This is a genomic window from Friedmanniella luteola (genome assembly GCF_900105065.1).
Classification (GTDB): Bacteria; Actinomycetota; Actinomycetes; order Propionibacteriales; family Propionibacteriaceae; genus Microlunatus; species Microlunatus luteolus.
This window is the reverse complement of record NZ_LT629749.1, coordinates 596,287-617,131: the sequence shown is the minus strand read 5'-3', so window position 1 is coordinate 617,131 and position 20,845 is coordinate 596,287. Positions and strand designations below refer to the sequence as shown.

The following is a 20,845-nucleotide window of genomic DNA, read 5'->3' as shown; positions in this document are numbered from 1 at the left end:
GACACCTCCTGTCATGGTTGTCTGCGATGCTCGGACCGTGCGCGCGGACCGTCTGCTCCAGGTCGTCGGCCTGCTGCGGCAGCACGGCCGGCTCAGCGCGACGGAGCTGGCGCGACGGCTGGAGGTCACGCCGCGGACGGTGCTGCGCGACATGGAGGCGCTGTCGACCGCCGGGGTGCCGGTCGTCGCCGAGCGCGGCCGCGGCGGCGGCTTCTCGCTGCTGCCCGGCTACCGGCCCGCCGTCGAGGAGCTGACCGCCAGCGAGGTGCAGGCCCTGCTGCTGACCGGTCGGGTGCCGGCGGACTCCCTCGGGCTGGCCGGGCCGCTCGCCTCCGCGCTGCGCAAGGTGGCCGGCTCCGCGCCGCCCGAGCACGGACGGTCGGCCGCCCGGATCAGCGACCGGGTGCTCGTCGACCTCACCGGCTGGTGGGGAGCCGCCGAGGAGCTCGAGCACTTCGACGCCGTGCAGCAGGCGGTGCTGGCCGACCGCCGCCTCCGGCTGACCTACCGGCCGCGTGACCCGACCCGCACCGGCGTCCGGACCGTCGACCCCTACGGGCTGCTGCAGGCGGCCGGCACCTGGTACCTGATCGCGGGCCACGGGGGCCGCCCCCGGTCCTACCGCCTCTCCCGGGTGCTCGCCGCCACGGTGCTGGACGAGCCGAGCAGCCGGCCCGCCGACCTCGACCTCCGGGCGCTGTGGGGCGACCTGCGGTCGCAGTTCGCCGGCCCGCCCGGCCACACCATCCGGCTGTCCTGCGACCCGGCGCGCTACGAGCTCGCGCTGACCCTGCTGGCCAGCCAGGGCGCGGGACGGCCGCGGGTGCTCGACGACGGGCCGCCCGTGGTGTTCGAGGTCGAGGTGCACGTGCTGCGCCCGACGGTCGGGGTGCTCGCCGGCCTCGGGTCGGCGGTTCGCGCCCTGGCCCCGCCCGAGCTGCTCACGATGATGGTGGCGGTCGCCGAGGAGCTGCTGGCTGCCTACCCCGACGTCCGGTCGCCGGCCGCCGACCCGTCCTGACCGGCGACGCGCTCGAGCTCGCGACGGAGCACCGCGCGCTGGGTCGCCGCGTCCATCAGCTGCGGGTGCAGCAGGCCCTGCACGGCCAGCCCGTCGAGCAGCACCTGCAGCATGAGGGCCTGCGCCTCCAGGGCGGGGTCGGCGAGCGGCTCCGCCCCGCGGGTCCGGGTGCTGAGGAGCAGCTCCGGCTCCGGCTCGGGCCCGCCGGCCAGCCAGAGCACCAGCGAGCGGATCAGCCGGCGGCTCTCCCGGAACGCCCAGCTGCGGAAGTCCTGGTGCCCGGGCGCCAGGCGGGTCAGGTCGATCAGCCCGAAGTAGACCGCGACCTCGGCCTCCCGCTCCGCGTCCAGCGGCAGCAGCTGCTCCAGCAGACCCTGCACCACGGCGATCGGGGCCCGGTCACGGTCGGCCAGCTCAGCAGCCATCCGCTCGCCGATCCGTTCCACGGTGTGCTCCGCCGCGAAGAGCAGCAGGCTCGCCTGGTCGGGGAAGTAGTGCCGCAGCGCGCCCGTCGACAGGCCGGCCTCGGCGGCGACGGTCCGGACCGACACCGCCCCGACACCCTCCCGGGTCATCACGCGCCACGTCGCCCGCGCGAGGTCACGCCGGCGCTCCTCGTGGTCGACCAGCTTGGGCATGCGGCTTTTGTAGCACAGCCGTACTGCTAGGTTTATGACACAGTCGTGCTAAATCAGGAGCAGCTCATGTCCGTCGCCGTCCTCGCCGCCCTCCTCGGGCTGGCGCTGGTGGACTCGACCAGCTTCGGCACCCTCGTGCTGCCGCTGATGATGCTGCTGAGCCCGCGGGTCAGGACCCGGAACGTGGTCGTGCACCTGGGCGTGCTCGCCGTCTTCTACCTCGGGGTCGGGGTGCTGCTGATGCTGGGCGCCGAGGCCGCGGTCGCCGTCGTCGGACCCCTGCTGGAGTCCCGGGTCGCCCGCGCGGCGCAGCTCGCGCTGGGAGTCGCGCTCGTGGTGCTGTCCTTCGTCCTCGACCCGAGGATGGCGGCGAAGCGCCGCGCCCGCCGCGGCCTGCCGCCGAGGCGGCCGTCGGCCTGGCGCCGGCGGGCCCTCGGGGCGGACGCGACCCTGCCCGTCGTCGTCGGGGTGGCACTGCTGGCCGGAGCGGTCGAGGTCGCGTCGATGCTCCCCTACCTGGGCGCGGTCGGGCTGATCGTCACCGCCGGCGTCGGCCGGGCGACGCAGCTCGCCGTGCTGGCCGGCTACGTGGCGGTGATGGTGGCACCCGCCCTGGTGCTGCTCGCCGTGCGGCGGGCGGGCGGGCGGCGCCTCGAGCCGCGGCTGGCGCGGCTCGAGGCCTGGTTGACGACGAGGACCGCCGGCGCGAGCGCGTGGGTGGTCGGGGTCATCGGCGTCCTGGTCGGGCTCGACGCCGTCGGCGCGCTGCTGCCGGACGCCTGAGGCGGTCAGCCGCCGGCGACGGCCGGGATGATCGAGACCTTCGCGCCCTCGGGAACCGGGGCCTCGAGCCCGCCGGAGAAGCGGACGTCCTCGTCGCCGACGTAGACGTTCACGAAGCGCCGCAGCTGGCCGGCGTCGTCGAGGATCCGGGCCCGGATGCCCTGGTGGTGGGCCTCGAGCGAGTCGAGCAGCTCGGCCAGGGTGCCGCCGTCGGCGGACACCTCACCGGCCCCGGCCGTGTAGGTGCGCAGGATCGTCGGGATGCGGACGGTGGCGCTCATCGGTCGAGCCCCTTCCAGAAGTCGGTGAAGGCGTCGTAACGGGGCGGGATGGTGGTCTTGGGCCCGACGCGGCCGCTGACGGCGTCGAGGGTCTTGAGGCCGTCCCCGGAGTTGATCACCACGGTCTCGGCGTCGGGGTCGAGGACTCCGTCGGCGATCAGCTTCGCGGTGACGCCCACGGTGACGCCGCCGGCGGTCTCGGCGAAGACGCCCTCGGTGCGGGCGAGCCGCTGGATGTTCTGCACGACGGTCTCGTCGTCGACGTCGGCGATCAGGCCGCCGGTGCGGCGGACGACGTCCAGCACGTACGGCCCGTCGGCCGGGTTGCCGATGGCCAGCGACTTGGCGATGGTGTCCGGCTTGACCGGGGGCACGAAGTCGAGGTCGGCGCGGTAGGCCTGGGAGATCGGCGAGCAGCCGGTGGCCTGGGCGCCGTAGATCTTCCACGGCTTGTCCTCGACCAGGCCGAGCGTGACCAGCTCGGCGAAGCCCTTGTCGATCTTGGTCAGCTGCGAGCCGGAGGCGACCGGGATGACGACCTGGTCGGGGATGCGCCAGCCCAGCTGCTCGGCGATCTCGTAGGCCAGCGTCTTCGAGCCCTCGGAGTAGTACGGGCGGACGTTCACGTTGACGAACGCCCAGCCCTCCTCCTCGGCGGCGATCTCGCTGGCCAGCTTGTTGACGTCGTCGTAGCTGCCCTGCACCGCGATCAGCGTGGTGTCGTAGACGGCGGAGGCGATGATCTTCTGGTGCTCGAGGTTCTCCGGCACGAAGACGACCGACTTGATGCCGGCCCGCGCGGCGGCGGCCGCCACGGCGTTGGCCAGGTTGCCCGTCGAGGGGCACGCCAGCACGTGCAGGCCCAGCTCGCGGGCCGCGGACAGCGCGACGGCGACGACGCGGTCCTTGAAGGAGTGGGTCGGGTTGCCCGAGTCGTCCTTGACCCACAGCTTGCGCAGGCCCAGGTCCGCGGCGAGGTTCGCGGCGTCGAGCAGCCGGGTGTAGCCCGGGTCGGTCGAGCGGAAGGTGGCGATGTCGGCGGGCACCGGCAGCAGCGGGGCGTAGCGCCAGATGCTCTTGGGACCGGCCTCGAGCTGCGCGCGGGTGATGGTCGGGAAGTCGTAGCCCACCTCGAGCGGGCCGAAGCACTCCAGACAGGCGTAGAACGGGCCGAGCGAGCTCTTCTCGCCACAGGCGCGGCAGACGAGGTGGGTGGCGTTGCCGAAGGCTCCGGGCCGGACACCGGCGGGAGCGGGCACCCCGGCCGAGGTGGCCGAGGGGGTTGCGAGCGCAGTCATTCCTGTTCCTTCTTCATCTGTCGTGGCCGACGTTCGACCACGGCGGAGTTGGCACCGTTCCTGGTTTGGCCAGGCGGTTGCCGGGGAGTCAAAGGGCCGTTCCCTCATCCCCTCTGGATGAACGTGGTTCACCCTACGTGCGGGTCTCCGACGCGGGCACATCGCGGTCCCAACAGGTGGGAACGGCGTCCGCCATCCGGGACAGTGAGCGCGCGCTACGGTTCCGTCATGGGTCTTCGACATCCGGCCGAGCTGAGCGGACCCGACCGCGTGCGGCGGCTGGGGAACCGGGTGAACCTCAGCACGGTGCTCGGGCTGGCCGTGGCCCGGCTCGGCCGCGCGGAGGTGCGTCCAGGGCCGCGCGGGCTGCTGCTGGCGGACGGGTACCGGCTGCCGTTCCCGGTGGCGGGGGCGTTCACGGTGGGGGACGTGCTCGTCACCGCCGGCCGGTGGGACGCGCACCGGCCGGCGCTGCTGGAGCACGAGGAGCGGCACAGCTGGCAGTGGTTCTGGTGCGCGGGGCTGCCGTTCCTGCCCGCCTACGGCGTCTGCCTGGTCTGGTCGGTGCTGCGGACCGGCGACCGGGCGGCCGCCAACGTCTTCGAGCGGCGGGCCGGGCTGGCGCTGGGCGGGTACCGCGAGGTGCCGGTGCGGCCGCTGGTGCCCGCCGCGCGGGCGGCGCTCAGCCGACGGCGCCCGCGGCCGAGGACCTAGGAGTCGATGGTCAGGTCGATGCCGAGCCGCTTCGCGGACCGGTTGCGCTGCCGGGTGGACCGCAGCCGGCGGAGCCGCTTGACCAGCAGCGGGTCCTGGACCAGCGCCTCCGGCTTGTCGATCAGCGCGTTCAGCACCTGGTAGTACCGGGTGGCCGACATCTGGAACTTGTCCCGGATCGCCTGCTCCTTGGCGCCGGCGAACTTCCACCACTGGCGCTCGAAGGCGAGGATCTCGGCGTCCCGCTCGCTGAGCTCACCGAAGGGCTCACGGCTCTCGAGCGACGGGTTCGAGGCGCTGACCATGCCGCCATCGTAGGGGCAAACCACACGGGTGTCATTCACCCCGGCGAGGCGGGCGACCACAGACCGGCGTCGTCCCGGTCACCCGGATGCGCCACGATGGCGGGGTGACTGAACCCGACGCCCCCACGACCGGCTGGGGCATCCTCAGCACCGGCCACATCGCCTCCGTGCTCGCGAAGGACCTGGCCCTGCTGCCGGACGAGGCGACGCTGGTCGCGGTGGGCTCGCGGTCGGCCGACAAGGCCGCCGCGTTCGCCGCGGAGTACGGCGTCCGCCGCAGCCACGGCTCGTACGAGGAGCTCGCCGCCGACCCGGACGTCGACGTCGTGTACGTCGCCAGCCCGCACAACGACCACTTCCCCTCCGCGAAGCTCTGCCTGGAGGGCGGCCAGGCGGTCCTGGTGGAGAAGCCGCTGACCGTGGCTCCCGCGCAGGCCGAGGAGCTGCTGGCGCTGGCCCAGGAGCGCGGCCTGTTCGTCATGGAGGCGATGTGGACGCGCACCCACCCGCTGATCCGGCACGCGGCCGAGCTCGTCGCGTCCGGGGAGCTCGGGGACGTGCGGCACGTCGACGCCCAGTTCGGCTTCGCCTTCGACGGCCCGGACAGCCACCGCCTGCTCGACCCCGCCCAGGCCGGCGGGGCGATCCTCGACGCCGGCGTCTACCCGGTGCACGCGGTCAACCTGTTCCTGGGCGAGCCCGAGGACGTGCTGGGCTACGGCACCGCCGCCTCGACCGGCGTCGACGACCACGCGGCGGCCCTGCTGACCTACCCGGCGACCTCGGACCGCCCGGCGGCGACGGCCTCGGTCCTCTGCACCCTGCGTGCCGGCCTGCCGAACCGGCTGGCCGTGTACTGCACGAAGGGCCGGGTGATGTTCGACGACTTCTACCTCCGGCCGGCCGAGCTGACGGTGTGGCGCGACGGCACCGACGCCCCGGAGGAGCTGCTGGCGTCCTGGCCCGGCGGCGGCTACACCTTCGAGGCGCAGGAGGTCATGCGCTGCCTGCGGGCCGGCGAGGTCGAGTCACCGCTGGTGCCCTGGGCCGACACGCTGGCGGTGTCGCGGACGCTGAGCCGGTGGCAGGACGCCGTCGGCGCGCCCGCGCGGACCGGGGCCTGAGGTGCCGGAGCTCCTGACCGGGGTCCGGCAGCCCTACGCCTGGGGCTCGCCGACCTTCATCCCCGCGCTGCTCGGCGAGGAGCCGACCGACGAGCCGCAGGCCGAGCTGTGGCTCGGCGCGCACACCTCGGCGCCGTCGACGCTGGGCGACCGGCCGCTGACCGAGGTGATCGCCGAGGACCCGGCCGGCATCGTGGGCGCGGAGGCCGTCCGCGACTTCGGCGAGGGGCTGCCGTTCCTGCTCAAGGTGCTGGCCGCGGACGCGCCGCTCTCCCTGCAGGCCCACCCCACCCGCGAGCAGGCCGAGGAGGGGTACGCCCGCGAGGAGGCGGCCGGGATCGCGGCCGACGCCGGTGACCGGCTGTACAAGGACACCTGGCCGAAGCCCGAGATGCTCTGCGCGCTGCAGGACAGCGAGGCGCTCTGCGGTTTCCGCGACCCCGAGGCCACCCACGCGCTGTTCGCGGCGCTGGGCGTGCCGGAGGCGCTCGCGCTGGTCGCCCCGCTGGCGGACACCTCGACGGCGCCCGACGCGCGGCTGGCCGACGTCTTCGCCCGGCTGCTCCGGCTGGGTGAGTCCGAGCTCGCGGTGGTGGGGTTGGTGGGCGCCGCGGCGGCCGACGTGACCGACGACGGCGACCTGGGGCTGTTCGCCCGGACCGCCCGCGAGCTGGCCGGCCCCTACCCCGACGACCCGGGCGTGCTCGCCGCGCTGCTGATGAACCGGGTCGCGCTGACGCCGCACCAGGCGGTGTTCCTGCCGGCCGGGAACCTGCACGCCTACCTGCACGGCGGCGGCGTGGAGGTCATGGCCAACTCGGACAACGTGATGCGCGGCGGGCTGACGCCCAAGCACGTCGACGTCGACGAGCTGCTGGCCATCCTCGACTTCACCCCCGGCTTCTCCGGCTACGTCGAGCCCGTCGAGGAGACACCCGGCTGCTGGCGCTACCCCACCCCGGCGCCCGAGTTCGCGCTGTGGCGGCTGGAGCCGCGGGAGACCGTCGTCGAGGTCCCGCACACCGGCGTCGCCCGGGTGCTGCTGGTGACCGACGGCTCCGCCGTGGTCGAGGGCGGGGCGGACGACCTGCGGCTGGCCCGTGGCCGCTCCGCCTTCGCCCGCGCCGGCGAGGAGCTCGTGGTCAGCGGGTCCGGGACCGTCTTCGTCGCCGGGCCCGGCGTCGGCGGCTAGGCCGCCGGTGCACCTGGGACCCGGCGCCGCCGCGGACGGTGGCGCGACGGCCGTGGCCGGTCGGCACGGCAGCGCCGAGCGCCCGCGGCGGGCGGTGGCCGTCACCGTCGCCACCGCCGCCGGGCTGGCGGGGGTGGTGCTGCTGGTCACCGTGGTCGCGCTGGTGCTGCGGGCCGCGCGGACCGACCCGATGACCCCCTACGTCGCCCCGCAGTACTGGCTCGGCTACGACGACGGCTTCGTCCGGCGCGGTCTGCCCGGAGCCGTGCTGCGCGCCCTGTCGGGCGGCCGGCCGCCGACGCTGGCCCTGGCCAACGCCGCTGCGGTCGGGCTGACGGTGGCGGCCGTGGTCGCACTCCTGGTCCTCGCGGCCGCACTGGCCCGCCGCGCACGCGACCGCTGGACGGGGCTGGCCCTGGCGGCCGCCGTGGTGGCGACGCCGCTCGGCCTGTCGCACACCGCCCGCGACCTCGGCCGGCCGGACGCGCTGGGCGTGCTGGTCGCCGTCGTCGTGGTCACGGTCCCCTGGTCCCGGTTGCCGCCCGTCCTCGCGGTGGTCCTCGTCGCCCTGGCGACCTCGGTGGCGATCGGCGCCGTCGAGCTGCTGGCCGTCCTCGTGCTGCCGCTGGCCTGGTGCGCGCTCCGGTCGGCCTTCCCCGCCGGTCGCGCCCGGACGCTCGCGCCGACCCTGGCGGTGCTGCCCGGGCTGGTGCTGGCCGTCGTCAGCGCGGTGCTGCCCGCTCCCCCGGCGGCGCTGGCGCGGGCCCACGCCGACGCGGCGGCGGCGGGTGTGCCGGCGCCGGTCCCGCTGCCGGGCGGACCGCCCGACCACGACGCGGTGTCCCGGCTGGGCTACGGGCTGTTCGACAACATCAGCAGCTACTACACGACGACCAGCGTCCTCAGCGTGGTGATCACGACGGCGGTCTGGGCCGGCGTGCACCTGCTGCTGCTGGCGGTGGCCTGGCGACTGCTCGGCCGCGCGTGGCGGGACCGGACGTTCTGGCTGCTGGTGGGCGGATCGGTGGCGGTGGCCCTGGCGCTCTCCGTGGCCGGGATCGACTTCCGCCGCTGGTGGGCGCTGGCCACCGTCGGGGCGCTGGGCGTGCTGGCGCTGGTCGCGCGACGTCCTCGTGCTCCGGTGGCGCCGATCGGGACCGGGACGGCCGTCGGCGTCCTCGTGCTCGCGGTGAGCGGGCTGCTGCTGCGCACCATGCCGGTGCTGCCCCTGCAGACCGAGCACCTCGAGCGGCTGCTCCTCGGTCTCGGCTGAGGGCGTCCGCCGTCAGCCGGCGGCGACCCCGCTGCTGACGGCCGCGGGTCGGGCGTCCTCCAGCACGTGCGCGGGGACCAGCTCGCGGTCGACGGCGCGGCCGGCCCAGCCGGCGATGGCGACGGAACCGCCGCCCAGCGCCAGCCCCGCGACGTCGTCGATCAGGTAGTGCCAGCCGAAGTAGATGGTGGCGACCATGGTCATGGCCAGGAACGCCCACAGCGCCCAGCGGAGCGCGCGTGGCAGTCCGATCTTGTGGGCGACCAGCGCGGCGGTGAAGACGACGGACGTGTGCAGCGAGGCGAACCCCGCGACGCCGGCGATGCCGTCGGCGGTGAGCGGGTTGATCAGCACCTCGAGCCGGGTCTCGGCCAGTCCCTGCTGCAGCGCGCTGACCCCGGTCGCCGGCAGGTCGGCGTACCGGCCGGGGCGCACGAAGGCCGGCCCGAGCGACGGGATGAGGTAGTAGCTGACCGTGCCGAGGATCCAGTTGAGGCAGAGCGCGGTGACGTACCAGGACGCCGACCGCACGTCGCGCAGCCAGATCAGCGCCGCGACCACCGAGAACGGCACGAAGCCGAGGAAGACCAGGTAGACGGCGGAGAGCACGTAGGCGGTGACGCCCGTGCCCAGCAGCGTGTGCAGCACGTGCGACGGGTCGTACCCGAAGGCCATGATGTGGTCGAGCTGGAGCAGCGCGCCGTCCTGGATGTCGGGGCGCGCGAACGGCAGGGCGCCCTTGAGGTTCCGGTAGGAGACGTAGCTGAGGTAGAACGTGCCGAGCCCGACGACGACCAGCGCGGCCCGGCCGGGGCCGTAGCGCTCGCGGAGCACCTGGACGACGTGGCGCCGCTGGTGGATCGCCCGCGGGATGACGTCGAGGGCCACGAACAGCACGACGATGACCGGCAGCCGCACCCACGCCGGGCCGAGGAAGCCGTCCGGGTCCCGCAGCGGCAGGCCGAACTCACCGGCGACCAGAACCGCCACCACACCCGCGCACACGGCGAGGAGCACGGCCAGGGCGTAGGCCCGCAGCGCGGATCGGAGGTGAGGCATCGGTTCAGGGTAGCCACCGTTACCGCATCGTTGTCACCACCTGATCATCTCCGCGTCGTCGGCGTGTCGCCTCGACGTCGGCGATGGTTCGCTCGGGTCGCGGGTCAGTAGTCTGTCCCGAGCACGTTGCTGGCGTGGCGCAATTGGTAGCGCACCTGTCTTGTAAACAGGCGGTTGTCGGTTCGAGTCCGACCGTCAGCTCCACTTTCTCCCCTTGTCAGAGGCATGTTGCGTCGGGCTCTGACCTTAACGAATGGCCACCTGACAGCAGTGGTGACAGCAACGGTCACTCCTGGCTCCCAAGAACGCGATCGATCGCGTCAGCCGCCTCACGCAGCGCGGACGGCATCACGTGCGAGTACAGGTTCATCGTGATACCGAGCTGCGAGTGCCCAAGGACCTCCATCACCACCCGCGCCGGCACCCCCTGCGCCAGCAGCAACGACGCACAGGTGTGCCGCATGTCGTGCAACCGGATCCGCCGCACGCCAGCCTCGATGATCAACGCGTCCAGCACCCGAGCTAGGTTCCGCGGCTCGATCACCGTCCCGACCGTCGTCGTGAACACCAACCCGGTCTCCTGCCAGTACGGCTTCAGCGCCGCCCGCTCCTCCTCCTGACGCTTCCGGTGCTCCTCCAACACCCCGACCGTCACCGCCGGCAACGGAATGTCCCGCCGCGACCGCGCCGACTTCGGCGGCCCGAACACCATCCCGCTCCCGTACACCCGCTGCGCGGTGTGCCGCACATGCAGCACCCGCTGGTCCACTTCGACGTCAGACCACCGCAGGCCCAGCAGTTCGCCCCGCCGCATCCCCAGACCCACACCGACCGCGAACAACGCGTACAGCCGATCCCCGCGAACCGATCGGAGAAACGCCCCCGCCTCCTCCGGCGACCACGGCCGCACCTCCTCCTGCTCCGCCCTCGGAGGCCGCACCAGCGCAGCGACGTTCCGCTCGATCACCTCGTCCCGCATCGCCTCTGCCAGCATGTTCCGCAGTGTCGCGTGGATGATCTGCACCGACCGCACCGACAGCCCGGACTCCAGCTTGGCCGCCAACAACGCCCGGACGTGCGCCGGCGTCAGGCGACGCAACGGATACCGGCCCAGGCCCGGCACGATGTGCAGCCGCAGCGTTGACCGGTACGACGACACCGACGACGGCCGCAGCCGCGGCGCCACCACATGGCTCATCCAGTGCGAGGCGTACGACTCCACCGTCCACGCGTCCACCGCCAGCGGCACCCCCGCCGATGTCTTGGCCACCAGCTCTGCGAGCTTGGCCACCGCCTCCCGTTGCGTCCGGGCGTACACGGCGCGACGCACCCGACCGCCGTCGGGACGCAGCACGTAGTGGGCACCCGTCCACCGGCCATCGGCCCGCCGGTAGACCGACCCCTCACCGTTCGTCCGCCGGCTCATGCCGTCCAGGCGTCCTCGGCCAGCCGCTGCACGTATTCACGCAGCGGGGCCGCCGGGATACGGCGGGAACGGCCGATCAGGATGCTCACCACCTCGTGCCGGCGCATCAGCTCGTACAGCTGAGACCGGCTAACCCCCAGCGACTCAGCGGCCTCCTGTGGTGTCAGCAGCAACTTCTCCATCACGCACTCCCATCGTTCGGTGTCGGGGCTCGGTCTCCCCGACGGGTGAGGTTCTGGTCTCCGGTCCGGCCGTCAAGGGCCCTTCGGGTCCTGCGGATTCGCTGCGCTCACCCTTGACGGCCGGACCGGAGACCATAAGATCGGCGGCTATCGGGGAGCCCGAGCAGCTTGGTCGCTCAGCCGGGGTCGGGCGGTGGAGTGGTTGCCGAACGCTTGTCCACAGGCGCTGCTGCCTTTGCGGCTTCGTACTGGTCTCGCCACTTGTGCCGTTCGGCGATGGAGGCGAGGAGGACGCGGGCGTAGGTGCGGGCATCGGGTCGGGTGTCGGTCCACACAAAGCGGGGGCTGCCATCGGCCAGGGTGACGGCGGCGGCGAGCCGTTCTGTCTCGGGGGCGACGATGCCGGCGGCGAGGAGGGCTTCGCGGACGACGGTGGATCGGTCGGCTTTGTGCTCGGCCAGCCGTTTTCCGGACCACTGTCGGGAGACCAGGACGCGCCGGCCTCCGAGGCCGAGGTGTTCGCGATCGTGGGCCTTCGAGGGGCACCGGCCGGGGGTAAGACCGGGGCCGGCTTGGTCGGGCTGGACGCCGTAGCGCAGCCAGTTGGCGCACCGTTCGGAGCAGGGCAGGTAGCGCAGCTCGGCGTGGAGCCGGTCGACGTGCGCCTCGACGACCGGCTCCGGCTCACTGTCGGGCTCGGTGTGGGTGTCAGCGACGGCTTTGGTCAGGTACTTGGTGAGGTAGCGGACGGCCCGGTCGGCGTCCTCGGACGGAGCGATGGTGCCAGCCATGTCGACCTGACGGCCAAACCGCATCACGTGCGCCGGCTTCGCGGCCGGGTCGGCGGCCAGCCGGTCGAGAGCCTGGTCCCAGGTGGGCAGGACCTCGCCGGTGTCGGCGTCGACGTAGGACTCGCCGTCCCACACCGGAACCCGGTGCACATAGACGGGCCGGTCGAAGGACGGCCACCACAACTGCAGATAGGTGGCCGCGACCACCTGCCGGATCGTGGCTCGCGGGATCGCCCCACGAACGGCGGCGTGCAGGTGCGGGACGAGGCGACGTTGCGGTTCAACCGCGCCGAAGTACTGCACCTTGTAGCCGGCCGCTCGGCGGAGGTTCTGCCAGAACCGGTCAACCAGCCGAGCGAAGTGCAACGCGTCGAGCGCTTGACGCCGATAGTTGTAGTGCGCCGGGTCGGCTGGCACACCGGCTGAGGTGACCGCGCCGTAGGAGGGCATGGTCAACGTCAGGAACATGCTCGGCCGGTACTCACGACCGTCGGCCGTGGCGAACACCCGGCCGACGGTGCGATCCTCCTGCGGCACCCGCGGCAGGTCCGGGGCATCCTGACGCCGGCGGGTGGACCGGACCCGCCGATCCTCGTTGTCGGGCTGGTCCTCGTCGACCTGGTCTTCGTCGAGCTGCCGGGTCGGGCGGTATTCGGGTTCGTCGGTACGGTGCCAGCCCTCGGTGCACTGCTGCATCCGCAGGATCCGGGCCTTGTGGGCGCAGGGCGGGCAAACGGCTTCCCGGGTGGACCCGCACGGGAGTGCGACGACGTCCTCGGTGTCGGTCGCGCGGTCGTGGACGCGGCGAAGCAGCGGTCGGATGCAGACCTTCTGCGACAGGGCGAGCTCACGAGCCATATCGGCGGTGATGACTGGCCCGTCCAGAACCGACGTCACGCCGCACCACCAGGCACCAGCTGCAGCGCCGGCGCAGCCGGGGTGACCAACGTGGTGATGTGTTGATCGGTGACGTTGGAGAAGCGGACCCGGACGGGTTCGGCGATGCCGTCGACGGTGACGTAGCCGACGCCAGGGAGGCTGTCGGGGATCAGGTCGGCCTGCGCACCCCGGTTACGGGCACCGGGGCCGAGGACGAGGTTGACCTGTTCGGCCTCGTTCAGCCGCAGCGCGATGCGGGTGGGGAACAAATCTCTCATCGGCAGGACGTCCTTGCGCGGGTCCTGCACCGCCCCGACCACCACGACCCCGACCGCCCGGCCCTGGGAGAGCAGGAGCCCGAGGGCGGCCTCGATCCGCTTCTTCGCGGTCCGGTCGGTCACCCAGCCCGTCAGCGCGGCGAGCTCGTCAACGACCAGCACGACCAACGGCTCATTGACCGACGCAGTGTGGAGGCGGGTGACGCCGCGGAGCCGGTCCTGCCGGCGGCGCATCACCGCGACCGCGTCCTCGAGCACCTCCGCGAACGTCGACTCGTACCCGGCCGCGGTGTCGGAGTCACCGTGCGCGAACCGAGTGAACAAGCTGCGGCCGGCGGCAAGTTCCATGCCGCCCTTCGGGTCCACCGCCCACACGTTCACCAACCCCGAACGGACCAGCGGGGCCAGGTGCAGCAGCAGAGACCAGATCACCGACCCCTTCCCCGCCCCCGTTGCGCCAACCACGAGGACGTGCGAGCCCACCAGCTGCAGCCGCCACGTCCGACCGTCCTCAGCCAGCGCAAGGGGCAGGCCGGCGGTGAGCGCCTGGTCGTCGACCGGCAGCGGCTCCACCACCGAGGTCAGCGGATCAGCGGTGAGGAGCCACAACTCGACGTGATGCGGCCGTGTCAGCACTGACCGCACCCGCACCGCAGAGGCGCCAAAGGTCTGCGCCAGCCGGTCAGCGACGGCCGCGTAGTCCTCGACCGTCTGACCGGGCAGCATCCGCACTCGCACCCGATCGACCGTCAGGGTGCTCGTCACCGACAGCACGGTGGGGTTCCACAGGGTGCCGCGCCACGGGATCGCGAGGCCGGCAGTGTCCATCGCCGCCGCCCACCGGTGCCGGTAGACGAACCAGCCCCGCCACTACGACCGTGTCGGCAGCCGCATCCACGCCAGCCAGCGATCCGGCCACACCAGCCTTACCCCGACCAGCAGACCGACCCCGAGCGCGCACGTCGAAAGCATGAGCAACGGTGACGTCGACCACAGCAGCCAGCCGATCACGACCAGGAGCAGGCCGGCGAGGGCGGCCGGGGTCGCAGCGGTCACCACCAGCAGCCGCCACAGCTGGCGCACCACCCAGCCGGAAGCCACCACACCAGCACCGACTCGCACGCTGCTGCTGCGCAACTGTACGGGCTGGCAGTCCCAGCCAAGCCAACGACTCTCCGACCCACAGATCCACAAGTTCATGGAGCACGACGACCGTCTGCACTCAATCCATCTAATTCATGAGAGCTGGTCCTGCCCGCCCCTATGTCTACTGCGGCACACTCGGCTACCTCAGCCATAACGCGGACACGGAGGCGCCCGTCCACTTCCAGTGGCAGCTCATGGATTGGCCGGCCCCGGCTGAAACCCTGCAACATCTCGGCATCGAGCCTCGCCCCTAGACCGAGGATGATGGAGCCAGCCCTCCCGCGCCGCCCCATGGCGGCCTGCAACGAACAGACCCGCCCCAGCCCATCCGGCGCGGGGCCAGAAGCTCCCATGATTTCGGCGCGCATAGCCAAGCCCGCCACCCCGACCAAGAAGCACGAAACGCGGAGCTCGGCCGGGCAGGAGAGCTGCTGGCGCTTAGGCATGAAAAAGACTGCCTACAGGCCGCCGGGCGCTCAGACCTTGCCGAACGAGTCACCCACGTAGCCGTCGTTGAAGGCGACTCCGCCGAATACGACATTAGGTCGTTCACCCCTGACCGGTCACACCGATTCATAGAGGTCAAGACCACACGCGGGGCCGCCTCCACGGCCTTCTTTGTGTCCCCCAACCAAGTAGCGTTCAGCGAGGATCATTCCGCAAACTACGTGCTACTCCGGATCTTTGCCTATTCAGAGTCCACCGACAGTGCACGCTTCTATGAGTCGACTGGGCCGCTCACCCGCCACTTTGACCTCCAGGTCTCCGAATTCAGGGCGTCCATGAAGCCGATCACGTGACGGTCGCCGCCATAAGCGCCAGGTGCAAGAGCCTCCGCGTCCCTGATCCGGTCGACTTATCAGGCGGCGGTGCGCGGCGGCCGCGGGGGCCTGACCCAGGTGCTCATGGAGGCCGATGTCCCGAGGAGTCGGCTGCGGCCCGACCCTGTTGATTCCACCGCAATCTCAAGTGGTTGCTGGCATGCTCAGAAGTCCTCGTGCCGCCGCTAAATGAACGCCGCAGCTCCTCCAGGAGTAGGTCGCTTCCCTCGCACGGGGAACAGGTGCTCGTAGCCATGGAGGTAGCGGCGCACGTCGTCCAGTTCCGGGGGGGGGGGGGGGGGGGGGGGCGACCAGGTCCGTCAGGCGCCAACTTCCAGGGGGGCCCAGAGGCGTTCCAACGTCGACATGCAGCACCTCCACCAGATCCATCAACACCGGAAGCCGATGGAGGACCGCATACCACGTTCGACCTGCGACAATCACGACTCCGATCGCCCGATCAGAGTCGCCGACACCCCCTGGCTCAACCCGCGACGGCGACGCGCAACCGCAACTCGCTCGCTGATGGAGGCGCTCACCTGGCCAGAGCCTGTATACAGAACCGACAGCGGCTTCAGGCTTCAGAGGATCAGGTCGCACGCACGATAGCTAGGGCGAGGCGGCCACGCCCGCCAAGCCTCACAGTCTCGGCGCAGTGCTTTGAGACGCCCCCTAGGCGAGCAGACTGGGGCCAAGGTATAAAGGCGCAGTGAGGTGGCGTCAACTCCAACTAGTGAGGCGTCGTGGGATACGCCGGGCTGGAGCACCGCTCAACTGATAGGTGTTAGGCAAGAACAGCCTATCAGGCAGTGTAGCCGGCATCCATACCGGAGCGAGGGAAGGCGATCCATGACACGCGATGACGAGGCAGACTCCGCTTACGCCATGCGGGTTGCTGACGAGTCGTACGGCTGGTATAGGAAGGCCGCCATCCGCTCCCGGCGGGCGCATCGGATATCAGCGGTAGCGATCCAGATCGTTGCAGCGAGTATCCCCGTCTCGGTGGCAATTGCGCCAGCCAAGCCCATCATCACAGCGATCCTAGGAGCTGCAATTGTTCTCCTCTCGAGCCTTCGCGCGATCTTCAATTGGCAGGAGGACTATCTCCGATTCTCGAGTTCTCGCGAAGCAGTGGAACAAGAGCGACGCCGCTACCGTCTGGGTGTTGAACCATATGCGGATCCTAATACGCGCAGCGGTCTCCTAGCAGAGAGGGTTAGTGCGATCGAGCGAGACGAAATGAGCGGCTGGCTCAAGACAGTGACCAAGCCGAGGTCCGATGTCGGACAGGCGTCGGCCGACACGCCAGCGGGAATGGGCGATAGCAAACCATGATTACAGCACGATCCGGTGCCTTCCTCAGCTACGCCCGGACCGACGACCGCAGCTCTCATGGCTTCATTAGCGACCTTCGTGAAGAGATAAGTCAAGAGATGCGTTCTCGAACGGGCGTGCCCTTCCCGATCTTCCAGGATCGCCTGAACATTCGCTGGGGCGAGCAATGGGACGACCGCATCCTAAACGCCCTTCAAACAAGCTTGTTCTTCCTCCCCATTCTCACTCCCAGCTTTATCAGAAGCGACGCATGCCAGCGCGAGATCCTCCGCTTCCGGCAGTTCGAGAGAGAGCTTGGCCGTGAGGACCTGATACTTCCGCTGTACTTCATTGACGTGCCCGAGATCGATCGCCCCGCCCGACCTTCGGATGAAGTAGTTCCCATCCTCCAAGCCCGACAGTTTATCGACTTGAGGCAGCACCGCGGGAAGAAGGTAGAAGCGCTCCTATCCGACGTCATCATTGATATTGGCGCCGAGATCTTGCAACGCCTAAGCGCACTAGGCAGCCAACCGGGACGGCAGGCATCGAACCCGATTGAGCACACAGCACCACTCGACGACTCGTCTTTCAGAGTCGTCAGTGCAGCGCCCGCCTTCCCGCCACTCGAGTTCCGCGACCGACGAGAAGTTTTTCCCATTCTGGTGGACAGGATTGGTAAGGCGAGCACGCGGCTATCAGTCGTAACCGGCTCCCCTGGCGCAGGGAAGACAGCCGTGGTATCACAACTTCAGTCCATGATCGAAGCTGGTGACGTCTTGCAAGATACCAGCGCATTCGTTTACCTCGATGCTCGGGGCGCTCGCCCAGCTAGCGTAGCTACGGTGATAGAGGACTTGATTGAGTGCCTCCATGAGCAGTCCGACCGCGACCGAGTAGGACGTCAAATCCGAGATGCAGCGGGAAGTTGGTACGACGCCATCAGCGTGCTCTTCAACGAGTTGGCGAACCGACGCGTCCTATACGTGATCGACGGAGCCGAGGCACTACTCGGTCCTGACGGAACGGTCCGAGATAGATCGTTCCGTAATCTACTTGACCTCATCACGACCCGGCGCAACCACGCCGTCCACACAATTCTTATCAGTTCCATTCGCCTCAATGATCGATTCGAAGGGTACCAACCGGCTGATGCGATAGACCTACAGGAGGGCCTTCCTCTAGCGGAAATTGGACCGCTCGTACAGGCATGGTCCACTCCGGCCTCAGCGTGGCATTCGGGTGCGACCGCAATCGACCTCGAGGACTTGTATGAGTTGACAGCGGGTAGTCCACGACTTGTCGAGTTGCTGCTCAACGCAAGTCTGGCCTGGCCAGATTTGTCTCCAGCTGAGCAAGTTGCCCGTCTGAAGGATATTCGGCGGAGTCACATGGCAGGCGTCCTAGCCAATGCTGCTATGAGCGTACTGGAGGACGACGTTCTTTCCACCATCATAGTTCTGGCCGCCTTCGGTCGGCCCGTCCCCGATCGCGCTCTCAGTCATCTGCTGAATTCCGACGTGGGGGCCTCACTGAGCAGCTTGGTCGAAACACGGTTCGTGCGGAGGGACGGCGACAACTACTACCTGCCCCCAGGTGACGCGACTCATATTCTCAAGGAGGCCCCCAACCGCCAAGCCTTCAGCAAGTTGGAGGTGATGCGAGGGGGCGCTATGAACCTAATCCGACGAGCTGCGGACTGGTTGCACGACGAGACGATTGGCCGTGGGGTTGAACGAGTTGAAGACCTCTCATACCACTTGCGAGATATTGAACTCCGGCTAGCTATAGGCGAATATCACGTAGCGTTCCAGAAGCTGTCCGACGTGGATGAGGAGTACCTCGAGGGCTGGGGGCACAGTGACGTCATATCGGATATGAGACTCGCCGTAGAAGGAAGGCTCGGGCATCCGAATGACGAACTCCGCAATCTGGCGCAATACGCCAACGCAAAGAGCAGACAGGAACAGCATTCTACTGCCCTCGCCGCTGTCGAAAGGGGTGCAATTCATCTCCAAGCGCTAGGGCCTGGTGAGCGACCGCGGGCAGTGCAACTGCAGACGCTGATGCGCGCTCGAATTTTCTACGACGATGGGCGGCTGGCGGAGGCGGAAGCCATGTATCGCGCGGCCGTTGACGACCGCCTCCCCGTCCTATCGCGAGCCGAGTTCACCCAAGCGTTGATTGGCGCAGCACTCTGCCGGGCTGAAGTTGGGGACTTCGAAGGGGCACTAGGAGGCTTGATTGAGGCAGAGAACTATCTAGGATCGACGGGCGAGGCTCCCCATCTTCGTGCCCAGTTGAATTACAACCAGGGTTTGGTATATATGTACCTTGGCGAGTATAAGTCTGCAGTAGGATTGCTAGGGCGTGCCAGCACCAGGGCGTGCGCCGCTGGCGATCACCTGCTCGACACTATGGCTGTAGACGCTCTGGCCCTCCTGCGCTATTGCGAGGGCAAGTCTGAGGGTGCCGCGAAGTTGGCCCGTCGTGCCTCTCAGATGGCAGTTCGGTTTGGCTCACCCAAAATCTCGCGCAATGCCTATGGAACTCTTGCTCTCGTGGAGCTCAATCGAGGCAACGGGGACGCGGCGCTCGCTGCTGCGGAAGCTGCCGCCCAGTATGCGGGGTCTCGTAAAGGTTGGGGGGCTCAAGCTATCCTAGGCATCGCTCGCCTTCGAGAACTAGACGTTGCTGGAGCACGCGGCGCGTTCTTCGAAGCACTCGAATATGCCCGCCTGACGCTCCGGAAAGAACCCCAGAACTTCCAGGCTCTGGAATTCGAAGGCCTAGTTTTGACCGGCCTTACGGTTGCCGGGTCGGACGACTACCGCGAAGAAGCGCGAGCGGCCTACGCTGAGGCTCGACGGCTCACCCAGGCTCCAGGCGTCGTTAAACTATGTCTCCTCAAACTCGAGGATATGCTGGCGGAAGAACATCAGGGTGGATACGACGCCGTTGTAGCGGCTGCTCAGGGCATCGTGGTTGACGCCCCTGCCAACCAATCGAACGAACAGCTGAGTTAGGATTGAGGTCCCAAGTAGTAGTCGACATCCTCGCCCGCGGTCAACTGGTCCTTCAGGCTGCCAGGTACTTGAGGGAACGTACGGTCAGCTTTCTGGACGCTCCGCAGGGTAGCCTCAGTGTCATCAGCGGGTTGGTGGCTGGAAGCTAGGTCAGCCGGCCAGCGAACGATTGGTGGTTCGAATTTTCCCTCGACCATGGATTGACCTACACCTCTCCGAGCAAGTGGACCGGGATCGCGGATACAACGCCTTGATGCTAGGGAGCCGTTGGGTTGCAGGTCCATGACGCAGTGTCGGTGGCAGGAACCTGACAACACGTCCGGTACTGTCCGCCGTAGGCGGCGCAGGACTCGAATGGAAGTGTCCATGGGAGGTTGGCAGTGCGACCGCAGCTGGCGATCTCCGATCCGCTCCCGGTGTACCGGCTGGGAGTTGCCGCAGCACTGGTCGACTTCGGGGCGAGCGTCGATACCCCCTCCGATCTCCACTCGTGGTGCCTCGACGTTCCTGATCGGCTAGCAGTGCTGACTGTGCTGACGAATCAACACTGGCTCCTTCTAGAGGAGTTGGGAAGGCTTCCCCATGTCTCAGTCATAGCTGTACTTGCTGACAGCAATGCGGACGCGGAGTTTAGAGCCTTCAACGCTGGCGCTGTGGGTGTCGTACGGCGAGACGCGGAGCCAGAGGAGTTCCGCAGGATTGTCGCCGCGATCCTAGAAGGTTGCGCCACAATACCAGTCCCGGTTCTGCGTCGCCTCATTTCGCAAGAACCCAACGTGTCCGGAGCCCCAACATCATCTGAGCTAGCTTGGCTGTCCGCGCTCGCTGCCGGGGCGACGGTGAGCGACGTCGCTCATCGAGCTGGCTACTCCGAGCGCATGATGTTCCGCTTGCTGGCAGAGGTTTACAGAAAACTTGGTACAAGCCGCCGTATCGATGCTGTGATGACAGCCAAGAAGCTCGGCCTCATCGAGTGAAACCGGCTGCCGTGGCCCTGAGGGGGAACCCTTGGTGTGCTAGCAGTTGCGCCCCCGCATGCGGAACCCGAGCGCGCGTACTGTCGCTACAACCGGCCCACGCTTATGGGAGCCCGACCCCCTTGCCCTCGTCCACAACGGTCGACCGCTTCCGCGAAGTCTAGCGATCCATCGCAGCCACGACTGGCCGTCACCTGACCACAGCACCCGGCGGCGACGCGCAACTTGCCGAATTTACCTCTTCTGTATCAAGCGCCTCGCTGCGCTCGGCGACCGGGGCGTGTCCTCGCTTCGCTGCGGGCCGCCCCGGCTTGCTG

Annotated in this window: 20 protein-coding genes, 1 tRNA gene and 1 riboswitch; of the genes, 11 read left to right on the top strand and 10 right to left on the bottom strand. The window is 69.3% G+C overall.

The annotated features are described in order from the left end of the window. Window positions 1-37 precede the first annotated feature (37 nt). Entirely contained in the window at window positions 38-1,021 is a 984-nt protein-coding gene (locus BLT72_RS02890; RefSeq protein ID WP_172826011.1) for a helix-turn-helix transcriptional regulator, read from the top strand. On the opposite strand, the gene BLT72_RS02885 is transcribed toward BLT72_RS02890, so the two are convergent. After that, entirely contained in the window at window positions 982-1,659 is a 678-nt protein-coding gene (locus BLT72_RS02885; protein ID WP_091409912.1) for a TetR/AcrR family transcriptional regulator, read from the bottom strand. The genes BLT72_RS02890 and BLT72_RS02885 overlap by 40 nt on opposite strands. Window positions 1,660-1,725: 66 nt before the next feature. Between BLT72_RS02885 and BLT72_RS02880 the strand changes: the two genes are divergently transcribed. After that, window positions 1,726-2,442, top strand: coding sequence for a GAP family protein (locus tag BLT72_RS02880; protein WP_091409909.1), 717 nt, complete (start codon window positions 1,726-1,728; stop codon window positions 2,440-2,442). 5 nt (window positions 2,443-2,447) lie between these two features. On the opposite strand, the gene BLT72_RS02875 is transcribed toward BLT72_RS02880, so the two are convergent. Further along, the gene (locus BLT72_RS02875; protein WP_091409906.1) at window positions 2,448-2,723 is read right to left on the bottom strand and encodes a MoaD/ThiS family protein; all 276 of its coding nucleotides are present in this window, start codon (window positions 2,721-2,723) and stop codon (window positions 2,448-2,450) included. After that, window positions 2,720-4,021 carry a threonine synthase gene (gene thrC, locus BLT72_RS02870; RefSeq protein ID WP_091409902.1) on the bottom strand — a complete coding sequence of 434 codons (1,302 nt, stop codon included), beginning with the start codon at window positions 4,019-4,021 and terminating at the stop codon, window positions 2,720-2,722. The genes BLT72_RS02875 and thrC overlap by 4 nt, the downstream gene beginning before the upstream one ends. 10 nt (window positions 4,022-4,031) lie before the next feature. Next, a riboswitch (SAM riboswitch) is annotated at window positions 4,032-4,145 on the bottom strand. A gap of 104 nt (window positions 4,146-4,249) precedes the next feature. On the opposite strand from thrC, the gene BLT72_RS02865 reads away from it, so the two are divergent. Beyond that, a complete protein-coding gene (locus BLT72_RS02865) occupies window positions 4,250-4,735 on the top strand; it encodes a hypothetical protein (RefSeq protein ID WP_091409899.1) in 486 nt (161 codons plus the stop codon). On the opposite strand, the gene BLT72_RS02860 is transcribed toward BLT72_RS02865, so the two are convergent. Continuing rightward, window positions 4,732-5,040: a DUF3263 domain-containing protein gene (locus BLT72_RS02860; protein ID WP_091409895.1), complete on the bottom strand. Its 309-nt coding sequence runs from the start codon at window positions 5,038-5,040 to the stop codon at window positions 4,732-4,734. The genes BLT72_RS02865 and BLT72_RS02860 overlap by 4 nt on opposite strands. A gap of 104 nt (window positions 5,041-5,144) precedes the next feature. Here BLT72_RS02860 and BLT72_RS02855 point away from each other — a divergent pair, with 104 nt between their 5' ends. From BLT72_RS02855 to BLT72_RS02845, 3 genes are read left to right on the top strand one after another with little or no spacing between them, the layout of a single operon-like run. Further along, window positions 5,145-6,164 carry a Gfo/Idh/MocA family protein gene (locus tag BLT72_RS02855; RefSeq protein WP_197677181.1) on the top strand — a complete coding sequence of 340 codons (1,020 nt, stop codon included), beginning with the start codon at window positions 5,145-5,147 and terminating at the stop codon, window positions 6,162-6,164. 1 nt (window position 6,165) lies between these two features. Continuing rightward, window positions 6,166-7,356: a mannose-6-phosphate isomerase, class I gene (manA, locus tag BLT72_RS02850; protein WP_091409889.1), complete on the top strand. Its 1,191-nt coding sequence runs from the start codon at window positions 6,166-6,168 to the stop codon at window positions 7,354-7,356. Between the two features lie 7 nt (window positions 7,357-7,363). Further along, window positions 7,364-8,629 (top strand): hypothetical protein, encoded by a 1,266-nt coding sequence (locus BLT72_RS02845; RefSeq protein WP_091409887.1) that lies wholly within the window; start codon window positions 7,364-7,366, stop codon window positions 8,627-8,629. A gap of 12 nt (window positions 8,630-8,641) precedes the next feature. Here the strand turns inward: BLT72_RS02845 and BLT72_RS02840 are convergent, their stop codons facing one another. Further along, on the bottom strand, window positions 8,642-9,688 hold the full coding sequence (locus tag BLT72_RS02840) for a phosphatase PAP2 family protein (protein WP_091409884.1): 1,047 nt from the start codon (window positions 9,686-9,688) through the stop codon (window positions 8,642-8,644). Window positions 9,689-9,816: 128 nt separating this feature from the next. On the opposite strand from BLT72_RS02840, the gene BLT72_RS02835 reads away from it, so the two are divergent. Beyond that, window positions 9,817-9,892, top strand: a tRNA-Thr gene (locus BLT72_RS02835). Between the two features lie 82 nt (window positions 9,893-9,974). Here the strand turns inward: BLT72_RS02835 and BLT72_RS02830 are convergent. From BLT72_RS02830 to BLT72_RS02810, 5 genes are all read right to left on the bottom strand, one after another. After that, complete coding sequence (locus BLT72_RS02830) at window positions 9,975-11,114, bottom strand: tyrosine-type recombinase/integrase (RefSeq protein WP_091409880.1); 1,140 nt, start codon at window positions 11,112-11,114, stop codon at window positions 9,975-9,977. Then, window positions 11,111-11,296: a helix-turn-helix domain-containing protein gene (locus tag BLT72_RS02825; RefSeq protein WP_091416552.1), complete on the bottom strand. Its 186-nt coding sequence runs from the start codon at window positions 11,294-11,296 to the stop codon at window positions 11,111-11,113. Before BLT72_RS02825 ends, BLT72_RS02830 begins: the two co-directional genes overlap by 4 nt. Before the next feature lie 176 nt (window positions 11,297-11,472). After that, complete coding sequence (locus BLT72_RS02820) at window positions 11,473-12,984, bottom strand: replication initiator (RefSeq protein ID WP_231930292.1); 1,512 nt, start codon at window positions 12,982-12,984, stop codon at window positions 11,473-11,475. Next, window positions 12,981-14,072: an FtsK/SpoIIIE domain-containing protein gene (locus tag BLT72_RS02815; RefSeq protein WP_091409877.1), complete on the bottom strand. Its 1,092-nt coding sequence runs from the start codon at window positions 14,070-14,072 to the stop codon at window positions 12,981-12,983. The genes BLT72_RS02820 and BLT72_RS02815 overlap by 4 nt, the downstream gene beginning before the upstream one ends. Before the next feature lie 42 nt (window positions 14,073-14,114). Continuing rightward, window positions 14,115-14,381 carry a hypothetical protein gene (locus BLT72_RS02810; protein WP_157720259.1) on the bottom strand — a complete coding sequence of 89 codons (267 nt, stop codon included), beginning with the start codon at window positions 14,379-14,381 and terminating at the stop codon, window positions 14,115-14,117. Between the two features lie 308 nt (window positions 14,382-14,689). Between BLT72_RS02810 and BLT72_RS23460 the strand changes: the two genes are divergently transcribed. From BLT72_RS23460 to BLT72_RS22040, 4 genes are all read left to right on the top strand, one after another. Beyond that, window positions 14,690-15,190, top strand: a complete 501-nt coding sequence (locus BLT72_RS23460; protein ID WP_091409870.1) for a protein NO VEIN domain-containing protein — start codon at window positions 14,690-14,692, stop codon at window positions 15,188-15,190. 870 nt (window positions 15,191-16,060) lie between these two features. Continuing rightward, window positions 16,061-16,546, top strand: a complete 486-nt coding sequence (locus BLT72_RS23455; protein WP_091409867.1) for a DUF4231 domain-containing protein — start codon at window positions 16,061-16,063, stop codon at window positions 16,544-16,546. Beyond that, on the top strand, window positions 16,543-19,551 hold the full coding sequence (locus BLT72_RS02795) for a toll/interleukin-1 receptor domain-containing protein (RefSeq protein ID WP_091409862.1): 3,009 nt from the start codon (window positions 16,543-16,545) through the stop codon (window positions 19,549-19,551). The genes BLT72_RS23455 and BLT72_RS02795 overlap by 4 nt, the downstream gene beginning before the upstream one ends. A gap of 380 nt (window positions 19,552-19,931) precedes the next feature. Next, on the top strand, window positions 19,932-20,528 hold the full coding sequence (locus tag BLT72_RS22040) for a helix-turn-helix domain-containing protein (RefSeq protein ID WP_157720257.1): 597 nt from the start codon (window positions 19,932-19,934) through the stop codon (window positions 20,526-20,528). Window positions 20,529-20,845 lie beyond the last annotated feature (317 nt).